Origin of the sequence: Serratia sp. B501 (genome assembly GCF_051172315.1) — a bacterium.
GTDB lineage: Bacteria > Pseudomonadota > Gammaproteobacteria > Enterobacterales > Enterobacteriaceae > Serratia > Serratia ureilytica.
Map to the genome: position 1 here is coordinate 123,323 of NZ_JBPIZB010000002.1, position 22,899 is coordinate 146,221.

Below are 22,899 nucleotides of genomic sequence, written 5' to 3' on the forward strand. Positions count from 1 at the left end.
GCGCCGTCGGAAACGACGGCGCGCCGCTGAAATCTCTCTTTTCCCACAGCCCGAGATGAACAAATAATGCGCAATCGATACGCATTTTTCGCTTATCCTCACGCAACATCAGGTTAATAAAATGCAACAGGTCACCCGAGTGATTATTTTCTCTCTGGTCAAACCCGCTTTCGGCTGGATGAATTAACGACTATTTATGGCTTTTATATGATAAATCGCGCCAAAGACCGGGATGTTTAAATAAACGGCCGGTTAGGCTATTGCAGCAAATCTCGCCAATACCTGTTAGCTATCTGTTATTTATATGATGAATGGTTACGCATTTTTATCCGCTAACCACGTAAGTAATTTCCCTTCGTTACTAGCGGTGTTTTTCAATTAAAATCATTTAAAAACAAATCAATACCGCTCATTTGACTTAAAAATACAATGTGATCTACGTCACTAAAACTGCTTAATCCGGGTTTTTAGCTAGATCCAAAACCACGCATAAAATATATTGCTCGGCTTGCTGCTGAGCACAGCGCTTTATCCGGCTAATTATTGTACAAGCCGCATAATCGCAGAAATTTTTATGAGAGCGTTCTCAGCACAAAATCTTACACAAATGTGCAACAAATGCGCGAAAAATCGATGAAAAAGCAGATAACTGCACACATTACGCATTTGAGAGCAGGATCACGGTTGTTTCTACTGTAAATCGTTATCTTGCCGCCAACAAAAATCGACAGGCAAAGACCTGTCGGCAGCGGTAACGACTTTTATCACCCCGTGGCGGTGAAAAGTCTTTGGTGAATTACCCGGCGCTGTGCCTGTGGTAATGAACACAATAAACAACCAGGGGGACGCCAAAACATCCCCGCAAGCAACACCTGATTCTTACCGCAAGCGTTGCCTGAATAGGACGTTTGACGGTTTAACCTTAAGTTTTGCCTTTTAATTTTAAATTCGTGTTCACTTCGGAGATATTTATGGACACTACACAGACCGGCACAATTGCCTCTGCGGCTTCGGGTTCCAGCACTACCTGGCGTAAAACGGATACCATGTGGATGTTGGGCCTGTACGGCACCGCCATCGGCGCAGGCGTCCTGTTCTTGCCAATCAACGCCGGCATCGGCGGTTTGATTCCTTTGATCATCATGGCCATCATCGCTTTCCCGATGACCTTCTTTGCCCACCGCGGCCTGTGCCGTTTCGTTCTGTCCGGTAAAAATCCCGGTGAAGACATCACCGCCGTGGTAGAAGAGCACTTCGGCATCACCGCCGGTAAACTGATTACTCTGCTGTACTTCTTCGCCATCTACCCGATTCTGTTGGTTTACAGCGTGGCGATCACCAACACCGTCGACAGCTTCATTACCCACCAGTTGGGCATGACGTCGCCGCCGCGCGCCATCCTGTCGCTGATCCTGATCGTCGGCCTGATGACCATCGTGCGCTTCGGTGAGCAGGCCATCGTGAAAACCATGAGCATCCTGGTCTTCCCGTTTGTGGCGGTGCTGATGCTGCTGGCGGTATACCTGATCCCTAACTGGACCGGCGCCATCTTCGAAAACGTGTCGCTGTCCGGCAGCGGTACCGGCATGGGTCACGGCCTGATCATGACCCTGTGGCTGGCAATCCCGGTGATGGTGTTCTCCTTCAACCACTCGCCGATCATCTCCGCCTTCGCCGTCGCCAAACGCGAAGAGTACGGCGCAGACGCCGAGAAGAAATGCTCCCGCATTCTGGCTTATGCACACATCATGATGGTGCTGACCGTGATGTTCTTCGTGTTCAGCTGCGTGCTGAGCCTGACACCGGAAAACCTGGCGGAAGCCAAGGCGCAGAACATCTCGATTCTGTCTTACCTGGCCAACCACTTTAACAACCCGATGATCGAGTACATCGCGCCGGTTATCGCCTTCGTCGCCATCACCAAATCGTTCCTGGGCCACTACCTGGGCGCCCGTGAAGGCTTCAACGGCCTGGTCGCCAAGTCGATGAAGAGCCGCGGCAAAACCGTCAGCACCGCCAAGTTGAACCGCATGACCGCTATCTTCATGCTGGTGACCACCTGGATCGTCGCCACCCTGAACCCAAGCATCCTGGGCATGATCGAAACCCTGGGTGGCCCAATCATCGCCATGCTGCTGTTCCTGATGCCGATGTACGCCATCCGTAAAGTGCCTGCCATGCGCAAGTACAGCGGCCACATCAGCAACGTGTTCGTGGTTGTGATGGGTCTGATCGCCATCTCTGCCATCGTGTTCAGCCTGCTCGGCTAATCACGCCCGGCCGGCGCCGCTTGCGCGCCGGCCCTCCCGCACTCCCCCATTTCCCGTATTCACCGCCTGAAACCTGAAGAAGGAGGCGAGACCATGGTCAGCGTTTTCGATATTTTCAAAATCGGCATCGGCCCATCCAGCTCCCACACCGTTGGCCCGATGAAGGCCGGCAAACAGTTCGTCGACGAGCTGATCGCGCACCAGCAGTTGCAGGACACCACCCGCGTGGTGGTCGACGTCTACGGTTCGCTGTCATTGACCGGTAAAGGTCACCACACCGACATCGCCATCATCATGGGCCTGGCCGGCAACCTGCCGCACGATGTGGACATCGACAGCATTCCGGGCTTTATTCGCGACGTTGAGCAACGCGGCCGCCTGCCGCTGGCCAACGGCCACCGCGAGGTGGATTTCCCGCTGCACGGCGGCATGAACTTCCACAGCGACAACCTGCCGCTGCATGAAAACGGCATGCGCATCCGCGCCTTCGCCGGTGAACGCCTGCTGCACAGCAAAACCTATTACTCGATCGGCGGCGGTTTTATCGTCGACGAAGAGCACTTCGGCCAGTCCGCCGAGGGCGCCACGCCGGTGCCCTATCCGTTCAAATCAGCGCACGATCTGCAGCAGCATTGCAAGGAGACCGGGCTGTCCTTGTCCGGCCTGGTGATGCAAAACGAGCTGGCGCTGCGCAGCAAGGCGGATATCGACGCGCATTTCGCCGATGTCTGGCAGGTGATGAGCGCCGGTATCGAGCGCGGCATCAACACCGAAGGGCTGCTGCCCGGTCCGATGAAAGTGCCGCGCCGCGCCGCCGCGCTGCGACGCATTCTGGTGACCGGAGACAAGAACAATATCGATCCGATGAACGTGGTCGATTGGATCAACATGTTCGCGTTGGCGGTCAACGAAGAGAACGCGGCCGGCGGCCGCGTGGTCACCGCGCCGACCAACGGCGCGTGTGGCATCATCCCTGCGGTGCTGGCCTACTACGACAAGTTCATCCGCCCGGTGAACGCCAACTCCTACACCCGCTATTTCCTGGCGTCCGGCGTGATTGGCGCGCTGTACAAGATGAACGCCTCGATCTCCGGCGCCGAAGTCGGTTGTCAGGGGGAAGTGGGCGTGGCCTGTTCAATGGCGGCGGCCGGGTTGACCGAGCTGCTCGGCGGCAGCCCGGCGCAGGTGTGCATCGCGGCGGAGATCGCCATGGAGCACCATTTGGGGCTGACCTGCGATCCGCTCGCCGGCCAGGTTCAGGTGCCGTGCATCGAACGCAACGCCATTTCCGCCGTTAAGGCGGTCAACGCCGCACGCATGGCGATGCGCCGGACCAGCGAACCGCGGGTTTGTCTGGATAAGGTGATCGAAACCATGTACGAGACCGGCAAAGACATGAACGCCAAATACCGCGAAACCTCACAGGGCGGGCTGGCGATCAAGGTCGTGGCCTGCAACTGATCGCCACGGCGAGGCACTTAAGGCGCCGGCCGGTGTGACTTGGCCGGCGCCGTTTCAATAGCGATCCTTTCCTGCCGCAATGCCGGGCTGAATGCCCGCACGAAGCCCCACAGCCCCGGGACGAGCGCTGTGCCGCAGCCAGCCGTAAAGTTCGGCATTACGCCGGAATCCCATTTTGCGCATGACGCTCATCTTGTGATTGCTGACCGTCTTCACGCTAATATCCAGCATCCGGGCGATTTGCGTGACTCCCATCTCCCGCGTCATGCAGCGCATGATCTCTTGTTCGCGCAACGTCAAGCCCCGGTGTTGGCATGCGCAGTTCCTGCCACAGCTCAGTCTGCCCGGCCATTTGCTACGCCGCTCCAGCTCGGCGCTCACCTGATACAGCGCCGAAACCAACGGCATATCGTGGTAGATGACGCCGGCCTCCAGCGAGCAGCGGTTACCGACGGTGCGTTTATGCCTTCCCTCCGGCGTTCGCAACGAGAAATACAGCGTTTTACGCCCCACGGGCTGCGCCTCAGAGAGGTGACAAAAACAGCTTTGCACGCCGGGAGGAAAATAGCAGAACACCAGATCGGCTTCATGAGCCTGCCGCGCATCCACTAACAGCGTGCGCTTGCCGTAAGTGCTGAAGTGCAGCGCCAGAGCCTCTTGCCAACCTGCGCTGAAGTATCGATTCTCATCAAATAGCGCGATTTTTATCATCGTGTTCATCCCTGCCCTCCCGCCGTGTCGGCTTCCCGTTTAACCGCCTGGACGCCCTTTGCCGGCGCCTGGCTGTTGTCGATGCGCAATTCATAAACCATGGTGGCGTTGGGCGGCACCTTCGGCGGGTAGCCGGTTTCACCGTAGGCCAGCGCCGGCGGCACGACCATCGTCAACGAGCCGTGGTTGTGCAGATGACTTATCGCCTCCCGGAACAGCGGCGGGTATTCGGACAGCGGTTGCGACAGCACCTTGCCGCTCAGATCCATATCCTGGATCACCGTGCCGTCGGTCAGCTTCTCTTTCACCACAACATCGACCACCGCCGTTGGCGCCAGCGCCCCCTCCCCGGCATAATCCACCCGATACCAGAAGCCCATCGCCGACTGCTTTACGCCCTTTTGTTGACTGAACTGCGTCAGGTAATCGTCATCGCGCCGCCGCTGCTGGTTAACGCGTTTCTCACGCGCGGCCACGGCGGCGGCATCCGCCTGCGCCGTCAACGTATTCAGTTCCTGCGGCGACAGCTGCAAACGTCCCGACACGCTGTCGATAACGCCCGCCAACAGGCTGTCGCGATCCACCGGCACGCCCCAGCTTTGACGCTCCGTCATCAACCCCTGAATATCCCGCCCCAGCGCACTGCCCGCCGCATAGGACAAACGCTTGCGTTCATCCTTCAACTGCTCCGGCGTCATCTCCCATTGCAGCCGCTTACGCAACGCCAGCAGGTCTTCGCGCGCCTGCTGAGTCGCCTTCTGCTCACCGGCCCGCTTCTGCTCGCTTTCTTCCAACGCGGCGCGCAGAGCGTGCAACGCCTCCTGGTGCTCGCGTTGGCGTTGTGCAAGCGTTTGTGCCGATGCCTGCGCGGCAGACTCAAGTTCGGTGACGCGCCGTTCGGCCTGCGCCGCCGTCGCTCTGCTTTTGGCGGTTTCCTGCGTCGCCTGACGCAACAGCGCCTCGGCGCGCTGCGCGTCGGGCGAACCACGCCAGGCGGCGCCCAGCCCGGCGATCCACTGTTGAAGCGTTGACGAGTCCGGCAACGCCGCGACGGGTGGCGCCGCTTTCTCCGCCCGCAGCGCGGCGAGCTCCTGGCGCAGCGCCGTCAGCGCCATTCGCTGGCGCGCCAGTTGTTGATCGCGCGCCAATAATTCCTGGCTCAGCGTAAACGTTTTGGCCGGTGAGGCGGATTGGCTGTTGTCCGACAGGCGCTTCGCCGGCTCACGCTTTTTTTTCCCTGACTCACGGTCGTCCGGCGCCGTTTTTTCGGTCGCCGGACCGATATTCTGCCGTTGATACTGCTCGGCAAACTGCAGCAGCGCCGGCACGCCGTCGTCCGCTTGCGCGACGCCGGTGAACAGCAAAGCGACACAGCCCAGCAGACGCAGCCTCATTTAACCTGCTCCCCGCGATCCGCCAGCCCGGTCAACACCGCCTGATTCACCCCGGCGCACAGATAGTTGACCTTGTAGCGATACAGCGCATCCACCGTCTCCTGCGTGTCACCGTTTACCCGGGCGCGCAGGTTGGCGTACTGGGAAGCGCCGCTCATCAGGCTGTCGAACGCCTGTTTGTAGCGCTGATACTGTTTCTCGTTGATCGTGCGCAACGCGCCCAGTTGCTCCTGACACTGGCGCAGTTGCTCGGCCTCACGCTGCTTGCGCAACACCTCTTCTGACGGAGGTTGCGCAGCCTGATTTTGGGTGTTCACGGCAGGCTTGCCCGGCTTTTGGCTTTGGCAAGCGGCGGCGCTCAACGCCAACAGGCACAGCATCCCCATGCGCAGGGCGTGATTGACGTGCTTTCTCATCATTGCGTTTCTTGTCCTTGTAGGCGCTTATTCGTATTCCAACGTGAAGGTGGCCACCGCGCTGAAGGTGCCGCGGCCGATGGACTTCGTCTGGATGGCTTCCGGCTCTCCCTGCACATAGGCTTGCAGCGTGAGTGTGGTGTTGCCGGCGTTCAGACGGAATTTATCGCTGGCGCGATTGAGCGGCAGCGCCTTGCCGCTGCTGTCCTCCAGCCCGATGCCGATCCCCGACGCCAGGCTGCCGCCATCCAACGCCAACAGGCCGGGCAGTTTGGCGTTCTCAGTACCGGTAAACGTAATGGCCACCGTATTGCCCAGGCTGAGATCGCACTCGGTCAGGTGCAACGCGAAGGTTTGGCTGTGGGTGCGGGTGTTCAGGTACAGGTATTTGTCGACGATGGTGCCGAAATCCAGTTGGATGTCCTCATCCCCCGGTTGTATGACACACGGCTCGGCCACCAGCGTACCGTGAAAGCGCATGTTTTCCGCCGCAGCCGCCGGCTGCGCCATCATGCCGGCCAGCATCACCATGCCGGCTCCCAGCAGCGCGCTTCGGCGCCGGTTCGTCTCTGTCGCGCGCATGACGCCACTCCCTTTGGTTATGCTTGCGCCTGCCAGGCGCAAGCGGCGTATTAGTCGTAATAAAGACGGAAATCGATCGCCGCGCGGTAAGCGCCGGCGCTCAGCGTCGCCGGAGTGCGCACCGGCGTCACCGTATACGTCAGGGTGTTTTGTCCCGGCGTCAGCAATACCGGTTTGTTGCGCGTGCCGAGGCGGACCGGCAGACCGCGGGCATCCGCCAACTGCAACCCCAAACCGGTGACGCCGGCGACCCTGACCAGACCCGGCGCGTCGTCATCCGTCGGCGCGGAAAACGCGACGGACACCGCAGGCTGGCTGCCGCTCCAGGCCAGAACCCCGGTCCAGGCGTCGCGGTTGCTCGCCGGCGCCCGCAGGCAGTCTTTCAGCGTCAGCTCGAAGGCGACCGGCGTGCCGCGATCGCCCGGGCGCTGGAAGTGCGCCGTTCCCGTCTCGCCCAGCCATACCTCCTGGCGGGCGGTGGTCATTTCCAGGCTGCAGGCGCTTTCCGTTAACGCGCCGTAGACGTGGAGCGTGCCGTTCGCCCCCTCAACGTCCCAGTTATCCACCGCGCGGGCCGGCGGCATCAGCATCAACATCGTGCCCGCCGTCAGCGGCACCATCAGCGCGGCCAACACCGTCAGGCCAATAGTGCGTCGCTGATGACGTTCATAGGCCTTTCCCAACAGCATGGGGTTCTTTCGTTGCATGATTCGTTCACTCCGCTGTGTTCATGACTTGGTCTTCCCTGCTTGCGCGCGGCGCGTCATTTGGCGACCGGCACGACCTGGCAGGCATTGCCGGCGCAGCGGAAGTTCAACTGCGGCCGACCACCGTAATCGTTGATGTACGCCAGCGACGGGCCGCTGCCGAGGCTCGCGGCTGAGACGTTCAGCGAGGCGCTGGCCTTCGGCGCCACCATCAACGGTTCAAAGCCGGCGGCCCCTTTCCCGCCCTTGCCAGCGCTCGCCTCAACGATCGTCACGTAATACGGGGTCGGATTGTTCACCACGTACTTGTCACCCTGCCGGGTCAGCGTCAGCTGCTCCTGCCACGGTGCGGCGTTCTTTTTCGGGGCGAGCGCCGCCGGGCGATAAAACATTTTGATGCGCGTCTGCAACGCTATCTGCAGCGTGTTCGGCTTATTGCTGCGCGGCGGGATCTCGCGCAGGTTGAAGTAATACAGCGTCTCCCTGTCCTGCGGCAGCTGACGCGCCGCCGGCAGCGACTGGATCTTCACCTGGCTCGGTTTGCCCGGCTCCACCCGCTGCACCGGCGGCAGCACGGTGAAAGGGCTTTGGATCTTGTTGCCGCGATCGTCTTCAATCCACCCCTGGGCCAGATAGGGCAATTGCTTATTCTGATTGCTGATGTTGAGGCTGACCGTTTTCTGGTCGCCGTCGAAAATCACGCGCGTGCGATCCAGCGCGATAGCCGCATGGGCGGGCAGGCCGATCGCGCCGATCGTCAACGCGGCGGCGAGCGAGCTCAAAAGGGAAACGGTCTTTCTGGTCATAGTCAGATTCATCATGTCTTCACGGTTCCAGTCAGCCGAAGGCGGGCGATTCCGCCCCGGCGGTTTAGCGGCGAAGCACGCTCCGCCGGGGGTATCAGTTGGCGTTCTCCGCCGGCTTGTTACCGGTGAGAGGACGGCAAGGCAGCAGCAACGTGTTCATCAGCATTTCGGCCGGCAACGGCGCCGGCAGCTGGATTTCACACTGCGCCGCGCCGTTCCAGTGCACGCTCATGCGCTCGCCGGGGTTGAGGCCGGACAGGTAAACGCTGCCGCCGTCATTGATGATGCCGGTCTCCTGTTTGCGGGCATTCAGCACCGTGGCGCCAAACGGCGGCTCACTGCCGTCCGCCAGCTTGACGATCGCCATCGCCTTCTCGCCGGCAATCACCTCGAACTTGCGGTAGCCGATGGCGCCCTCGGTCAACGTGGCCTGCACCACGGAACGCGTCGCCTCGACGTTGTCGCCCAGGCTGTTGAGATCGATGCTGGCCTTGTTGCGGTAGTAGCTGTTCACATCCGCCACCACCGCCTTGCCGTAACGGTTGGTCAGCACCGTACTGCCGTAGCCACGCACCGGCACGCCGGCGACGCCTTCGGTATCGAGCAGCAAGCGCGTGCCGCCCGGCGTATTGACGCGATGCAGCACCGCCCCTTCCGCCGCCATCGTCAGGCCGCCCTGCGCGCCGATGCCGACGGCGCTGTAGCGACCGGCCTGGTAGCTGGCGTTGGCGTTGATCTGCGCCATATCGCCCTGATGGCTGTAATACCCGCTGGCGGTCGCCCCACTGCGCGCGGCGCCCGCGCTGATCTGATAGTTGTTGTGTTCATCGACCCGGTTGTAGTAACCGACCCGATGAGCGTTCTCTTCACGATCGAGCGTCATGTTGTAACTGAGCGTCCCGGCGCTGCCCCAGGGCAGCGACAGCGACAGGTACATCCCGTCGTCGTTGCGCTCGTTGTAACGGTTACGATAGGCCGACAGCGATACGCTGACGTTCTTGAAATCGCCGATATCGAAGTAGCGCGATACCATCAGGTTGTAACGATCGTTCGGCGCCCGATCCCAATAGGTTTGGTGGCTGTAGTTGAGATAGGTGCTGAGCCCCAGATCGCGGAACTGTTTGTTGAAGGTGATGGTGTACATCTCCTTGCTCTTGCCGCTGCGTCCCCCTTCGTAACGCGCATCGAGATAGTCCCCCATGCTCATGAAGTCCTCCTGGGAGAAGCGGTAACCGGCGAAGGTGACCTGGCTGTCGTATTCATCGAAGTTCTTCGAATAGCTCAACCGATACGAACCGCCGGTAAGTGTGCCCTCCTGCGGCAAACGCGCGCGCGACTGCGTGGCGTCGAACGACAGCGCCCCCAGCGCCATCAGATCGCGCCCGATCCCCAGCGACAGCGCGTTGTAATCGCCGCCGGCGATGCCACCGCCGTACAGCGACCAGCCGTTGCTGATGCCCCAGGAGAACTCGCCGGTGCCGAACATCGGCCCGCGCAGGTGATGCCCCCACTCCGACGGTTTGCCCGTCGCCAGCTTGTAACGCACCGTGCCCGGGCGCGTCAGGTAAGGAATGTTGGCGGTGTTCATCTTGAACTCCTGCACGCTGCCGTCCTGCTCTTCGACGCGCACGTCCAGCTCGCCGGAAACGGCGTCGTTGATGTCCTGAATGCGGAACGGCCCCGCCGCCACTTGCGTTTCATACAGCACGCGCCCTTGCTGGCTGACCACCACCTTGGCGTTGGTTTTCGCCACGCCGGTCACTTCCGGCGCATAGCCGCGCAGGTTGGGCGGCAACATGCTGTCGTCGGATCGCAGACTGACGCCGGTAAAGCGCAGGCTGTCGAAAATGTCGGAGTTCAGGTAATCCTCCCCCATCGTCAGCCGCGAACGCAGCGCCGGGATCGCCCGATAGGCGTAATAGCGGCTCCAGTCGAACTGTTTGTCAGTCGGCTGAGAAGATCCGGTCTGGTGGTTGAGGTTGGCCTGCCAGTCGGCGCGCAGGCGCCAGGCGCCCAGGTTGGCGCCGCCGGTGCCGTTGCCGCTCAGGCTGTAGCTGCTGCCGCCTTTCTGGTGCTTTTGCGTTTGGGCGTTGACGTTATAGTCAAACAGCAGCCCGGGAATACCGTCATCCCAGCGCGAAGGCGGATCCCAGTTTTCCGAGCTGTACTCCAGATAGGCCTGTGGGATGTTGAGATACAGCGCGGAACTGGCGAGATCGCCGCGCGCTTCCATCCCCGCCAGACTGGAGGCGTCAAGGCAGCGGCCGCCGTGTGTCCAGTTCAGCGTGCTTAACAGCTTTTCTTTCAGCCCCAGTTGGTTGACCAATGCCGGTGAAAGACAGGCTTCACTGCCTTTAGGATCGTTCTCAGGCGCCAAAAACGTCACCGGCTGTTCCGGCAGGTCGTTCTTATTGACGTGCACCACCATGGTATAAACGCCCGGCATGATGTAGCCGCTGCGCGTAAATTGGCTCAGATCGATATTTTTACGATCGTTGATGTCTAATACGTCAGTATTGAATTGAATAACGTCGGCGGCATAGACCAACGCGATCGGATTTCCCAGAGAAAGGGCAACACAGAGCCCCAAAGCTTGAAGACGAAATAACTTCCCTGCCGGTGAAAGCATAATAAAAGTCCTTTCAATAACGAATTAACCGTCAGTACGAGAAAAAATCAAAAATAATCCAGCTTAAAACGCACTGTGGAAAAATACGCTCCCGCCTTCAACGGCTGATGATTCGGCATCAACGTCATGGAATAATTCAGCACTCTATTCCCCGGTATTATTCCTTCCATCGGTAAGGGTTTCCCTGGAATAACCGGCGTGCCGTTGCTGTCTTTTATCTTCAATGCGACGCCGCGCGCCTCGCCCTGTACGCCAAACAGAGCGCCTTCCGCATAACCATCAAACGTGACCTGAAAGAATTTCCAATCAGGTTTATTTTCCGGCCGTTCCAAAATGCAGTTGACCAATTCAATACTGAAAGGTTTGGTCATCCCCTGGCCGTCACGAATGATCTGCCCGAGAGGAAGAGTGTCCATATCGATCGTCTGATCGCGGCTGCCGGCGGCAATGGCGCAGGCGGTGTCGATAATGGCGCCGTGCATGCTGACCTTGCCCCACCCCTGCGCGGCGGAAGTTGCATAGCCGGGCGCAAACGCCAACGACGCCAAAAGAACGGCACCCGCTCGATTCCTTGGTAAAAACATCGCGACATTCCTTTGACAGGGAGATTCACCAGGCATGCGGCGAACCCCATGCCTGGTTGATTAAGCCTTCGGACTCACTTACTGATAAGCCAAGGTGAAATCGGCTACGGCGGTGAAGTCGCCCGGAACGATGGCGGCGGAAGCGCCTTCGCCCTGCAGGTAGGCGGCGAAATGCAGGGTGTTGTTGCCGGTGTTCAGAGTCTGCGCGGTAGTCGCTTCACCCAGTTTGATCGGCTGGCCGTTGTAAGAGATGGCTACGCCGGCGCCGCTGGCGGTGCCCGCGATGCCCAGCAGATCCTTATCGGTAGACGATGCTACGCCGCTGAAGGTGGTTTTAACGGTTTTCAGGGTGGTGATGTCGCACTGCTCCAGCTTGATTTCAAACGGACGCGGGTTGGATTTGCCGCCGTTTTTCAACGCCACGTTGGACACTTGGCCCAGATCTACGGTCTGATCGATCGACTCAGGCGCAATAGAGCATGGCGCATCAATAATAGAGCCCGTGAAGGTGACCTTACCGTGTCCCTGATCGGCTGCCTGTGCAAAAGAACTTGCGCCAAATGCAATCACTGCAGCCATCATGATTTTGTTAAGTTTCATAGAACCTATATTCCTTATAAGAAAAAATGCATATTCCAATCAAGAAAAAGAGCAACAGGAAACCTGCTCGCGCTTATATGTGCGCAGCCCTGATTCTTTAGCATCTTGCTAGTTGGTTAACTGCCAAAACCCAAAGGCACCGACAATAAAAAGTCGATAACGGTAAGTCTGCAGCGGCCCACCCATTAATGAATTCGTCCTATAAAAATAAACGAAATCACAACGAGCAGGGGCCAATACTTTCTAATCCGCCCTTCTTGTCCGGCGATGAATATTCTGGCAAATGCCTCTCAGCAAAAAAAGGCTTTTTTTGATCAAGGCGAACATTCGCAATTTATTTCCTAATTAAAGTTAATTTACTGTTATTTTTAGGCTCATAGATCGTAAAAAATACTTTTATAGAGCAATATCCTGTTTTTGCGAGATTCACAAGTAATCAGATCGCAAAGTGGCACTTTGTGAATATAATAAACCAAAATTTTAGGTTTCTGCGTGACGCCCCCCTGCCTGAACATAGGTAAAAACGGGGCGGGCAACGCCTTTTTTTTCAATCCTGATAAATAGATAGGAATTTTCTTTGTTCGCGTTTTACCTCGTTGTTGGTAGACGGCGAATGTTTGTTTTTTCTTAGGAATACGGCAATCGGAATACAGAGGAAGTGCTATGGAAGCGTTATCTCCGAAACAAAAGGAAATACGGCAATTGCAGCACGATCTGCTGCAAACATTATTCGCGCAATCGCCCCGTCAATGTCCCGTCGCCGGGCCGCCGCCACAGCAGCAGTGGCTCTCGACACGGCAACTGGCCAATGCCGTCAACGTCGGTGTTTACCGGGCTCGACGGCTGTTATTGGATCTTGTCGCCCGACAAGAAGTGATTGTGACGGACGGCTCCATCAACAACTCGTTGAGGTGGTATCCCACCGCGTTGCTGGACGGTGGCGATAACAACGGCATACCCAACAAAGATGCATCTCACTCTCCTTTAACGGAATAAATATGGCCAGCCGGCCTGATTGGCAATATTTCATTGCGGAGTAACGCCGCACACCATTTATATATATCGGGATATTATCGTGAGAAAAACAGCCCTGCTATTTTTACGTTGCTGCCTGGCACTCTCTTTCTTCCTGCTGTTTGGCAACGCCAACGCATTTACTTGCCGCACGTCCGATGGCGGACTTATTCCCCCGGGGGGATCGGCCACGCCGGTTGACGTCCGGGTTCGCATCGGGCCGCAGCTTTCTTATGGCAAAAACGAAATCGTCAACGTCAGCCAGGTCACCTGTAAAAACGACGTCGCGAGCTGGTACGACTATCTCAAAACCGATAGCCCGGCGCTGTCGATGAACGGCGCGATTTTTGGCTCGATCGGCAGCGGCACGACCATCAACGGCAGCGACTATAACTCCCCGGTGCCTGCCGGCATCAGCGTACTCAGCCTCACCGGCTTGCAGACCCAGTCTGTCGCCATCCGGGTCTATATCGTGTTGAACCGTTTCCCAACGCCGGACATCAAGGTGAATAAGGGTGACGTCATCGGCCAAATCAACTTTATTCAGACCAACGATCAACCGGGCTGCCCACAGTGCGGCGTTTATCGCTGGCGCCTGATCGCCGACAACGACGCCTACTTCGTCACCACCAGTTGCACCATCAACAACGGCCAGCAAATTAATGTTGATTTTGGTCAGATCCGCCAGGACTTCCTGACCCAGAGCGCCAACGACGCCCAGATCAAACAGGACAAAGCGCTCAGCTACCAGTGCGATGATCAGAGTGCGACGCAGGATATTCTGATCCGGATGGTCAGCGACGCCAGCGGCTTCTCCAGCGATTTTATCAAGACCACCAACCCTAACGTCGGCGTGGCAATGGTGCACAACGGCGCGGTGGTAAAGCCCAACAATGCCTTCAGAACGCGCATCGTCAACGGTCTGGGCAACGACACCGTCACCTTTGTGCCGGTGAAGAACAATGTCCCTTACACCAGCATCGCCACCGGTCCGCTGTCGGGCTCGGCCACGCTGATCTTCAGCGCACCTTGAGACGGGAGCCAGAATGAACATGACGATAAAAACGGGCTGCGCCCTGCTGTTGGCGCTGGAATTGATTAGCTCGGCCGCTCAGGCCGCCGATCAGGGCACCAAAGTCAACATCACCGCCACCGTGGTGGCGCCTCCGCCTTGCGTGATCAACGACGGGCGCACCATCGATATCGACTTCGGCAAGGTCGGCATCAAACGCATCGACGGCAGCCGCTATATGCAACGCATCGATTACAGCATCAAATGCGAGTTTCTGGATAACAGCCGCCAGTTGAAAATGAAGATCATGGGCAGCGCGGCGGCCTTTGACAACAGCGTGTTGACCAGCAGCGTCACTGGATTGGGCATCAAGCTGTTGGCCAACGGTAAGGCCTTCGCCATCAATACGCCGCTGAACATCGACTACGCCAATCCGCCGACGCTTGATGCAGTGCCGGTGAAAAACAGCGCCGTCACCCTGGCGGAAGGCGACTTCTCCAGCGGCGCCACCATGCTGGTGGACTATTTTTAATAGCGCCGCTTCGGCCGGATACTGAAAATAAAAAAAGCCGCAACGTCTCCGTTGCGGCTTGGTCGAGGATGGTGCGCCCGGGGCGCTCCTCACATCAGGCTATTCAGCCGAAGATCCCGCCGAACCACTGGCTCAGCTTCATCATCACCATATCCCAGATGCGGCTGAAGAAGTTGCCCTCTTTCACCTCTTGCATCACCACCAGCGGGTGCTGCTCGATGGTTTTGCCGTCCAGTTGGAAATCGATGGTGCCGACCACCTGGTTTTTCGCCAGCGGCGCTTCCAGCGTCGGTTGGGTCAGCTTGTAGCTGGCCTTCAGGTTTTTCATCTGCCCTTTCGGAATGGTGACCGAGGCGTCTTTCGCCACGCCGAGCGGCACTTCGCTGACGTCGCCGAACCACACTTTCTGGGTGACGAACGGTTTATCGGCCTTGATCGGCGTCGCGGTTTCATAGAAGCGGAAGCCCCAGGTCAACAGCTTTTCGCTTTCGCTAAAGCGCACGCGATCGCTCGGCGCGCCCAGCACCACCGAGATCAGGCGCATCGGGCCGTCGGTGGCGGACGCCACCAGGTTGTGACCGGCGCCGCTGGTGTAGCCGGTCTTGATGCCGTCAACGTTCAGGTTGCTGCTCCACAGCAGACGGTTGCGGTTAATCTGGCGGATCTTGTTGAAGGTGAACTCTTTCTCTTTATGCAGCGCGTATTCGTCCGGCACGTCGCGGATCAGCGCCTGACTCAACAGCGCCATGTCGCGCGCGGTGCTGTACTGCCCTTCCGCATCCAGGCCGTGCACCGTCAGGAAGTGGGTATTCTGCAGGCCCAGGGATTTGGCGTAGTTGTTCATCAGGCCGACGAACGAATCCTGGCTGCCCGCCACGTAGTCCGCCAGCGCGATGCTGGCGTCGTTGCCGGACTGGATCACGATGCCCTTATTCAGTTCCAGCACCGGCACCTGATCGCCCGGCTTGATGAACATCAGCGAAGAGCCGCGCAGCGCCGGGTTACCGGGCGCCCAGGCGTCTTTGCCGACGGTGACCATGTCTTCCGGCTTGATCTTGCCGGCCTTGATCGCCTGGCCGATCACGTAGCTGGACATGATCTTGGTCAGGCTGGCGGGATCGAGACGGGTGTCGGCATTGCCTTCGGTCAGCACCTTGCCGCTGTTGTAGTCCATCAGAATGAAGGCCTTGGCGTCTACCTGCGGCGGCGCCGGCGGCTCGGCCGCGTGTACGGCCGGGGCGGCCAGCAACAGGATGCCTACGCTGAAGGTCAATTTTTTCAGGGAAGTGGATAAGTTTTTTTTCATCATGACGTCGCCAGAGTGTCCATTCAAAACCATTGAAATAGCGTTAACTTTCAAACATGTTCACGTTTTAAGCCAACCAGCGAGAGTGGCCCGGTGCGCGCGTGCCGGCCGCAACCCCCTGCGGCGCCCGTAGCGGGTAACACAACACACCGAAAATGCCCTTGCTGTGAGTTTATGTGATTTATCTTATTTTTGCAGGGTTTAGCGTGAATTTTCAGCATTTTTACATAACTGTACGCAGGCACGCACTTATCGTTCAAAAAAGCATCGAGACGCGCACTTTCGCCCCCATCCACGGCTAAACGGCCAAGCATCTGCACCGCTAAACATCTGCGCTTCCATACGTCTAAAAAAGATTAATATATTCCATAATGGCATATAGAACCGTTATTTGTTCTTTTTAAAGCGCTTATCCTCAGCGCTATCATCCGCACAACGACTTTTATACCGAATAATCCTGGAGATGAGTCATGGCGATCCCCCATTCCGTCATCGAGATGATTGGCAATACCCCGATGTTGGAACTGACCCAGTTTGATACCGGCCCGTGCCGGCTGTTCGTCAAGCTGGAGAACCAAAACCCCGGCGGTTCGATCAAAGACCGCGTGGCGCTGTCGATGATCGAGCAGGCCGAGCGCGACGGCAAACTGCAGCCGGGCGGCACCATCATCGAAGCCACCGCCGGCAATACCGGCCTGGGGTTGGCGCTGGTGGCGGCGCTGAAAGGCTATAAGCTGCTGCTGGTGGTGCCGGACAAGATGAGCCGCGAAAAGATCTTCCACCTGCGCGCGCTGGGGGTAGAGGTGTTGCTGACCCGTTCGGACGTCGGCAAGGGGCACCCGGCTTATTATCAGGATTACGCTAAACGCCTGGCTGGGGAGATCCCCGGCGCCTTTTATATCGATCAGTTCAACAACCCGGCCAACCCGGCGGCCCATACCACCACCACCGCGCCCGAACTGTGGCGGCAGATGGATCATGACGTGGACGCCATCGTGGTCGGCGTCGGTTCCGGCGGCACGCTGGGCGGGTTGAGCCGCTATTTCTCCGAGGTTTCGCCGCAGACGGAATTCGTGCTGGCCGACCCTGCCGGCTCTATCCTGGCGGACTATCTCGACCACGGCCAAATCGGCGAAGCGGGCAGTTGGCTGGTGGAAGGCATCGGCGAAGACTTCGTCCCGCCGCTCAGCGACTTTGACCAGGTGCGCCACGCTTACCGCATCGACGATGAAGAAGCCTTCACCACCGCGCGCGATCTGCTGCGCAAGGAAGGCGTGCTGGCGGGCTCCTCCACCGGCACCCTGCTGGCCGCCGCTCTGCGTTACTGCCGCGCGCAAACCGAACCCAAGCGGGTCGTGACCTTCGTTTGCGACAGCGGCAACAAATACCTGTCTAAAATGTATAACGACCACTGGATGCTGGAGCAGGGCCTGCTGAGCAAACCGCAGCACGGCGATCTGCGCGATCTGATCGCTTATCGCCACGACGAAGGCGCCGCCGTTTCCGCCGCGCCGGACGACACGCTGGCGATCGTGCACGCCCGCATGCGGCTGTACGACATCTCGCAGCTACCGGTGCTGGAAGGCGATCGGGTGGTCGGATTGATCGATGAGTGGGATCTGCTGAACGCCGTCCAGGCCGACGCCGCCCACTTCAGCCTGCCGGCCGGCAGCGCGATGACCAAGCAGGTCCAGACGCTGCAAAAGGAAGCCGGCTACGAGGAATTACAGGCCACCTTCAACCATGGCCACGTCGCGGTGGTGCTCGACGGCGAGCGCTTCCTCGGCCTGATTACCCGCACAGACGTGCTTAACGCCTGGCGCCAAAAATTACGTTAATAAGGATCCATTATGGCCAAGTTTGATACGTTGACCGTTCACGCCGGTTACACCCCGGACGTGACCGGCGCAGTGATGCCGGCGATTTACGCCACCTCCACCTACGCCCAACCGGCGCCGGGCGAACATACCGGCTACGAATACTCCCGCAGCGCCAACCCGACGCGCACCGCGCTGGAAAGCGCCATCGCCGAACTGGAAGGCGGCAGCCGCGGCTACGCCTTCGCCTCCGGTCTGGCGGCCTGCTCCACGGTGCTGGAGCTGCTCGATAAAGACAGCCACCTGATCGCGGTAGACGACCTGTACGGCGGCACCTATCGCCTGCTGGAAAAAGTGCGCAGCCGCACCGCCGGCCTGCGCGTGACTTACGTGTCGCCGGCGGATCTCGCCGGGCTGGAACAGGCGATCGAGCCGGATACCAAAATGATCTGGGTCGAAACCCCGACCAACCCGCTGCTCAAGCTGGCGGATCTGAGCGCCATCGCCGCGATCGCCAAAAAGCATCAGCTCATCAGCGTGGCGGACAACACCTTCGCCTCGCCGTATCTGCAACGTCCGCTGGATCTGGGCTTTGACGTTGTGGTGCACTCCGCCACCAAATACCTTAACGGCCACTCCGATGTGGTGGCGGGCGTCGCGGCGGTGGGGAATAACCTGGCGCTGGCGGAACAGCTCGGTTTCCTGCAAAACGCGGTCGGCGGCATTCTCGATCCGTTCAGCAGCTTCCTGACGCTGCGCGGCATTCGCACTCTGGCGCTGCGCATGCAGCGCCACAGCGACAGCGCGCTGCGCATCGCCCAGTGGCTGGAGAGCCAACCGCAGGTGGAAAACGTCTATTACCCCGGCCTGCCGAGCCATCCGCAGCATGAGCTGGCGGCACGCCAGATGACGCGCTTCGGCGGCATGATCTCGGTACGGCTGAAAGGCGACGACGCCTATGCGCGCCGGGTCATCCAGCGTTCGCGCCTGTTCACCCTGGCGGAAAGCCTGGGCGGCGTGGAAAGCCTGATCAGCCAGCCGTTCAGCATGACGCACGCCTCCATTCCGCTGGAACAGCGCCTGGCAACCGGCATCACGCCGCAGCTGGTGCGCCTGTCGGTGGGGATTGAGGATGTGGAAGATCTGATCGCCGATCTGCAGCAGGCGCTGGCGGAATAATCGCCCGAATCAATCGCCATCAGCCCGGCCGACGCGCCGGGCTTTTTTGTGCCGGATGTTCAGACGCCGATGACGTCCCGATAAAAGCGCTGTGCCACATCGGGGTGGGAACGGATGCGGCCTTTCAGGTAGTTATACCCCACGTCGCGCAGCAGCGGGTTGAGCGGATCGCTGGCCGGACCCCGAGCCTGCGCCGCCAGCTGCGGCGGCAGTTGATACAGCGGCACCACTGCGTCCAAGCGCGCGCCGAGGAAGAACGCGATCGACAGCCTGTCGCGCGCCGCAGGCGGCGTTTCCACCCGGTGCACCGTGGCGCGCAGGTAGCCATTGGTCGCCAGTTCCAGCAGCTCGCCGATGTTCACCACAAAGGTATCCTCACGCGGCTGGGCGTCAATCCACCGCCCTTCGCTCACCTCCACCTGCAGCCCTTTTTGCGCGTCCTGCAGCAGGAAGCTGAGAAAGCCGGAGTCCTTGTGCGCGCCGACGCCCTGTGCGCTGCCGGTAGCGTCCCGCCCCGGGTAGCGAATCAGTTTGATGTGTTCGTTGGGCTTCTCGCCGTACAAGCGATCGAACGCCTGCTCCGGCAGCGACAGCGCCAAAGCGAAAGCGCGCAGCAGCCGCAGCGACATGGCGGTCATCACCTGTTGCCACTGCAGCAGCAGCGGTTTCAGCGTCGGCAGCGCCGCCGGCCACTGGTTTGGCCCCTGCAGGCGCGCCCAGCGCGGGGTGTCGTCAGACAGCGTCAGCGCCGGGCGTTCGGCGCCGATATCGAACTGCTCGCGCCAGTCCGGCTGGCCACGCGTCAGCTCCGCCGCCGCCCGGTTGTAACCGCGAAAGTGCGGCGAATGCACCATCTGCACCGCCAATTTGTCGGCTTCCGGCAGCGCGAAAAATTGCCGCGCGCCCTGCTGCAGCCGCGCATTCAGCGCACTGTCCACGCCATGGCCGCGCAGATAGAAAAAACCGACGTCGCGGGCCGCCGCGCGCAGATCGTCGAGAAAGGCGCGCCGCCGGCGCGCATCGCCGTCAAGCTGCGAAAGATCCAGCAGCGGCAGCGTCTTCAGCGTCGTCAGGTGCGTCATCATGCGGTTCCTCTTCTTCCCCGATCACGATCGGGCTGCCATACAGGCGAATAATCAACATTGTCACTCCCCAGCGGGTAGCTGCATTTGCTTCATAGTTATCACCGCGCTCGCCGGAGCGGCCAATATTGTTGCGTTCTAAGTTATGCAAACGTTCAACAAACTGTCGCAAAACCGTCATCAATGTTTCTTATGCTCTGCGCAATTTCGCCGACGCCGCTGGCTGGCGACGTGCGCTATCCGCTATCCTGTAAACGACCTCATACCCTGCCTGCCGGAGAAATACTGATGGATTTAGCCTTATTCGACCTGGATGAAACCCTGATTGACGATGACAGCGCCAGCCTGTGGATCCGCTGGCTGGTCGGCCAGGGGTTCGCGCCGGCGGAGCTGGAACTGCAGGAGCAGCAGCTGATGCAGCTCTATTATCAGGGCAAACTGTCGATGGAGGACTACATGCAGGCCACGCTGGCGCCGCTGGCCGGCCTGAGCGTGCAAACCGTGGCCGGCTGGGTGCAGCGTTACATCCGTCGCGATATCCTGCCGCGCGTCTATCCCGCCGCCCGCGAACGCCTGCAGTGGCACCGCGAACGCGGCGACTGCATCCTGGTGATCTCCGCCACCGGCGAGCATCTGGTGGCGCCGATCGCCGAACAGCTCGGCGCCGACGATGCGCTGGCGATCGGCGTGGAAATCAGCGATGGCCGCTTCACCGGCAACACCTACGGCACCATGACCTATCAACAGGGCAAGGTGATCCGCCTGCAGCACTGGCTGGCGCAGCACCCGCACCTGAAGTTCGAGCACAGCCACGGCTACAGCGACTCTCTCAATGACAAGGCGATGCTGCAATTCGTCGACAGCGCCACGGTGATCAACCCCGACAGCGAACTGAGCGCGCTGGCGGCGGAGCGCGGCTGGGAAGTGTGCCGCTGGGAACGCTGAGCGGCAGACAAAAAGTGCCCTGCGGTGTGACAAAAAGCGCGTTGTGGCGTAGGTATAGAGGGTCCTTATTATCCGCTAACGGAGTTATCCCATGCTGACCATTTGGGGTCGTGAGAATTCGAACAACGTCAGGAAGGTGCTGTGGTGCGCCGCCGAATTGGGGCTCAACTACACCCACATCAACGCCGGCGGGGCGTTCGGCAAAGTCAACGAAGAGAGTTACCGCGCGTTGAACCCGAACGGCCTGGTGCCGCTGCTGCAGGACGATGACTTCGTGCTGTGGGAGTCCAATACCATCGTGCGCTACCTGGCGGCGAAATTCGGCGACGCGACGTTCTATCCGCAAGATCTGCAGGCGCGCGCCGCCGCCGAGAAATGGATGGACTGGACCACCTCGACGATTGTCCCGGCCTTCACCATCGTCTTTTGGGGCCTGATACGCACCGCGCCGGAGCTGCGCGACATGGCGAAAATCGAAACGGCGATCGCCACGCTGGAAAAACACTTCGACGTCATCGAACAGACGCTGGCGCACCAGCCTTACCTCTCCGGCGGCGCGTTCGGTTTCGGCGATATCCCGCTCGGCAGCTTCGCCTACGCCTGGTTCGAAATGCCGATTGCCCGCCGCCCGCGGCCGAACATGGAGCGCTGGTATCAGCAACTGCGCGCACGCCCGGCCTACCAGCGCGGCGTGATGAGCGCACTCACCTGACGTGTGCGGGGCGTTACGACGCCCCGACCTTCAGCAGCTTGCCGTCCCGTTCGTCCGTCAGCAGATACAGGTAGCCATCCGGCCCGCTGCGCACCTCGCGGATGCGTTCGCCGCGATCGCCCAGCAGCCGCTCTTCCGCCACCACCTTGTCCCCCTTCAGCGTCAGGCGAATCAGTGCCTTTTGCGCCAGTGCGCCGATGAACAGCGAGTGCCGCCAGGCGGGGAAGCGCTGCCCATCATAGAACGCCATGCCGCTGAGGCCGGGCGAAACCCGCCAATAGTGGAGCGGTTGTTCGGTGCCGGGCACCCGCTCCCCCTTCGCCTCGGGGATCGGCTGGCCGGAATAGTTGATGCCGTAGGTGGCCAGCGGCCAGCCGTAGTTTTTACCCGGCTGCGGGAGGTTGAGCTCATCGCCGCCGCGCGGGCCGTGCTCGTGTTCCCAGATCGCACCGCTCCACGGGTTCAGCGCCAGCCCTTGCGGATTGCGGTGGCCGTAGGACCAAACTTCCGGCCGTTTGCCGGCCTGGCCGACCCAGGGGTTGTCCGGCGGCACTGCGCCTTCGGCGGTCAACCGCACCAGCTTGCCCTGCAGCTTGTCGGTCTCCTGCGCCGTCGGCCGCTGGTTGTTTTCGCCCAGCGCGATAAACAGGTAGCCCTGCCGGTCGAACGCCAGCTTGCCACCGAAGTGATTGCCGACCGACAGCTTGGGCAGTTGGCGGAAGATCACCTTGAAGTTTTCCAGCCGCGCGCCATCGTCGCTCAGACGACCATAGCCGACCGCCGTGCCGGCTTTGCCGCCCTCGCCCGGTTCGGCGAAGCTGAGGTACACCCGGCGGCTGGCGGCGAAGTCGGGGGCCGGCAACACCTCCAGCAGACCGCCCTGCCCCTCGGCGTAAACCTGCGGCACGCCGGCGATCGGCGGCGACAGGCCTTTGCCCTGCTGCCACAGCCGCAGCCGGCCGGGCCGCTCGGTGATAAGCAGGCCTTGTTCCGCCGGCAAAAAGGCCAGCGACCACGGGTGTTCCAGGCCGTCCTGCAATTGGCTGACCGTCGGCGCGGCGTGCAGCAGGCCGCTGCACAGCAGCAAACAGGTCAGCAGAGTCAATCGGGGCATGGCGTCCTCCTGAAGATAAAATGACC

22 protein-coding genes are annotated in these 22,899 nt (G+C 60.0%); 9 read left to right on the top strand and 13 right to left on the bottom strand.

The window, feature by feature from the left end; genetic code table 11:
• Nucleotides 1–971 precede the first annotated feature (971 nt).
• Together ACSBQV_RS07060 and ACSBQV_RS07065 are read left to right on the top strand one after the other, a co-directional pair.
• Nucleotides 972–2,270, top strand: a complete 1,299-nt coding sequence (locus ACSBQV_RS07060) for an HAAAP family serine/threonine permease (protein ID WP_033650641.1) — start codon at nt 972–974, stop codon at nt 2,268–2,270.
• Between the two features lie 93 nt (nt 2,271–2,363).
• Nucleotides 2,364–3,731, top strand: a complete 1,368-nt coding sequence (locus tag ACSBQV_RS07065; RefSeq protein ID WP_099783606.1) for an L-serine ammonia-lyase — start codon at nt 2,364–2,366, stop codon at nt 3,729–3,731.
• 54 nt (nt 3,732–3,785) lie between these two features.
• Here ACSBQV_RS07065 and ACSBQV_RS07070 read toward each other — a convergent pair whose 3' ends face one another.
• The 9 genes from ACSBQV_RS07070 to ACSBQV_RS07110 form a co-directional block, all read right to left on the bottom strand.
• Nucleotides 3,786–4,451: a response regulator transcription factor gene (locus tag ACSBQV_RS07070; protein ID WP_069100894.1), complete on the bottom strand. Its 666-nt coding sequence runs from the start codon at nt 4,449–4,451 to the stop codon at nt 3,786–3,788.
• A complete protein-coding gene (locus ACSBQV_RS07075; RefSeq protein ID WP_047024964.1) occupies nt 4,448–5,836 on the bottom strand; it encodes an FKBP-type peptidyl-prolyl cis-trans isomerase N-terminal domain-containing protein in 1,389 nt (462 codons plus the stop codon). The genes ACSBQV_RS07070 and ACSBQV_RS07075 overlap by 4 nt, the downstream gene beginning before the upstream one ends.
• Nucleotides 5,833–6,255 (bottom strand): hypothetical protein, encoded by a 423-nt coding sequence (locus ACSBQV_RS07080; RefSeq protein WP_046686746.1) that lies wholly within the window; start codon nt 6,253–6,255, stop codon nt 5,833–5,835. Before ACSBQV_RS07080 ends, ACSBQV_RS07075 begins: the two co-directional genes overlap by 4 nt.
• 24 nt (nt 6,256–6,279) lie before the next feature.
• The gene (locus ACSBQV_RS07085; RefSeq protein WP_033642504.1) at nt 6,280–6,834 is read right to left on the bottom strand and encodes a fimbrial protein; all 555 of its coding nucleotides are present in this window, start codon (nt 6,832–6,834) and stop codon (nt 6,280–6,282) included.
• A 50-nt stretch (nt 6,835–6,884) separates the two neighbouring features.
• Nucleotides 6,885–7,523 (bottom strand): fimbrial protein, encoded by a 639-nt coding sequence (locus ACSBQV_RS07090; protein WP_033650638.1) that lies wholly within the window; start codon nt 7,521–7,523, stop codon nt 6,885–6,887.
• A gap of 74 nt (nt 7,524–7,597) precedes the next feature.
• On the bottom strand, nt 7,598–8,362 hold the full coding sequence (locus tag ACSBQV_RS07095; RefSeq protein WP_089191437.1) for a fimbria/pilus periplasmic chaperone: 765 nt from the start codon (nt 8,360–8,362) through the stop codon (nt 7,598–7,600).
• Nucleotides 8,363–8,441: 79 nt separating this feature from the next.
• Nucleotides 8,442–10,976: an outer membrane usher protein gene (locus ACSBQV_RS07100; protein ID WP_074446877.1), complete on the bottom strand. Its 2,535-nt coding sequence runs from the start codon at nt 10,974–10,976 to the stop codon at nt 8,442–8,444.
• Nucleotides 10,977–11,023: 47 nt separating this feature from the next.
• Nucleotides 11,024–11,560 carry a fimbrial protein gene (locus ACSBQV_RS07105; protein WP_033642500.1) on the bottom strand — a complete coding sequence of 179 codons (537 nt, stop codon included), beginning with the start codon at nt 11,558–11,560 and terminating at the stop codon, nt 11,024–11,026.
• Between the two features lie 78 nt (nt 11,561–11,638).
• On the bottom strand, nt 11,639–12,160 hold the full coding sequence (locus ACSBQV_RS07110) for a fimbrial protein (protein ID WP_025302212.1): 522 nt from the start codon (nt 12,158–12,160) through the stop codon (nt 11,639–11,641).
• 663 nt (nt 12,161–12,823) lie between these two features.
• On the opposite strand from ACSBQV_RS07110, the gene ACSBQV_RS07115 reads away from it, so the two are divergent.
• The 3 genes from ACSBQV_RS07115 (at nt 12,824) to ACSBQV_RS07125 (ending at nt 14,718) form a co-directional block, all read left to right on the top strand.
• Nucleotides 12,824–13,156: a hypothetical protein gene (locus tag ACSBQV_RS07115; protein WP_025302211.1), complete on the top strand. Its 333-nt coding sequence runs from the start codon at nt 12,824–12,826 to the stop codon at nt 13,154–13,156.
• A gap of 232 nt (nt 13,157–13,388) precedes the next feature.
• A complete protein-coding gene (locus ACSBQV_RS07120; protein ID WP_033633691.1) occupies nt 13,389–14,207 on the top strand; it encodes a fimbrial protein in 819 nt (272 codons plus the stop codon).
• Between the two features lie 19 nt (nt 14,208–14,226).
• Nucleotides 14,227–14,718: a fimbrial protein gene (locus tag ACSBQV_RS07125; RefSeq protein ID WP_226772988.1), complete on the top strand. Its 492-nt coding sequence runs from the start codon at nt 14,227–14,229 to the stop codon at nt 14,716–14,718.
• Nucleotides 14,719–14,821: 103 nt separating this feature from the next.
• On the opposite strand, the gene ACSBQV_RS07130 is transcribed toward ACSBQV_RS07125, so the two are convergent.
• Nucleotides 14,822–16,027, bottom strand: coding sequence for a serine hydrolase (locus ACSBQV_RS07130; RefSeq protein ID WP_033633487.1), 1,206 nt, complete (start codon nt 16,025–16,027; stop codon nt 14,822–14,824).
• 467 nt (nt 16,028–16,494) lie between these two features.
• On the opposite strand from ACSBQV_RS07130, the gene ACSBQV_RS07135 reads away from it, so the two are divergent.
• Both ACSBQV_RS07135 and ACSBQV_RS07140 read left to right on the top strand, forming a co-directional pair.
• Nucleotides 16,495–17,862 (top strand): pyridoxal-phosphate dependent enzyme, encoded by a 1,368-nt coding sequence (locus tag ACSBQV_RS07135; RefSeq protein WP_099783604.1) that lies wholly within the window; start codon nt 16,495–16,497, stop codon nt 17,860–17,862.
• A gap of 12 nt (nt 17,863–17,874) precedes the next feature.
• On the top strand, nt 17,875–19,020 hold the full coding sequence (locus ACSBQV_RS07140) for a trans-sulfuration enzyme family protein (protein WP_099783602.1): 1,146 nt from the start codon (nt 17,875–17,877) through the stop codon (nt 19,018–19,020).
• A 59-nt stretch (nt 19,021–19,079) separates the two neighbouring features.
• Here the strand turns inward: ACSBQV_RS07140 and ACSBQV_RS07145 are convergent, their stop codons facing one another.
• Complete coding sequence (locus ACSBQV_RS07145) at nt 19,080–20,102, bottom strand: isopenicillin N synthase family dioxygenase (protein ID WP_434991442.1); 1,023 nt, start codon at nt 20,100–20,102, stop codon at nt 19,080–19,082.
• Nucleotides 20,047–20,283, bottom strand: coding sequence for a hypothetical protein (locus ACSBQV_RS07150; protein ID WP_099789362.1), 237 nt, complete (start codon nt 20,281–20,283; stop codon nt 20,047–20,049). Before ACSBQV_RS07150 ends, ACSBQV_RS07145 begins: the two co-directional genes overlap by 56 nt.
• A gap of 107 nt (nt 20,284–20,390) precedes the next feature.
• On the opposite strand from ACSBQV_RS07150, the gene ACSBQV_RS07155 reads away from it, so the two are divergent.
• Together ACSBQV_RS07155 and ACSBQV_RS07160 are read left to right on the top strand one after the other, a co-directional pair.
• Nucleotides 20,391–21,047, top strand: coding sequence for an HAD family hydrolase (locus ACSBQV_RS07155; RefSeq protein WP_033642497.1), 657 nt, complete (start codon nt 20,391–20,393; stop codon nt 21,045–21,047).
• 91 nt (nt 21,048–21,138) lie between these two features.
• The gene (locus tag ACSBQV_RS07160; RefSeq protein WP_033642496.1) at nt 21,139–21,759 is read left to right on the top strand and encodes a glutathione S-transferase family protein; all 621 of its coding nucleotides are present in this window, start codon (nt 21,139–21,141) and stop codon (nt 21,757–21,759) included.
• A 13-nt stretch (nt 21,760–21,772) separates the two neighbouring features.
• On the opposite strand, the gene ACSBQV_RS07165 is transcribed toward ACSBQV_RS07160, so the two are convergent.
• Entirely contained in the window at nt 21,773–22,873 is a 1,101-nt protein-coding gene (locus ACSBQV_RS07165) for a PQQ-dependent sugar dehydrogenase (RefSeq protein WP_099817911.1), read from the bottom strand.
• Between the last annotated feature and the right edge of the window lie 26 nt (nt 22,874–22,899).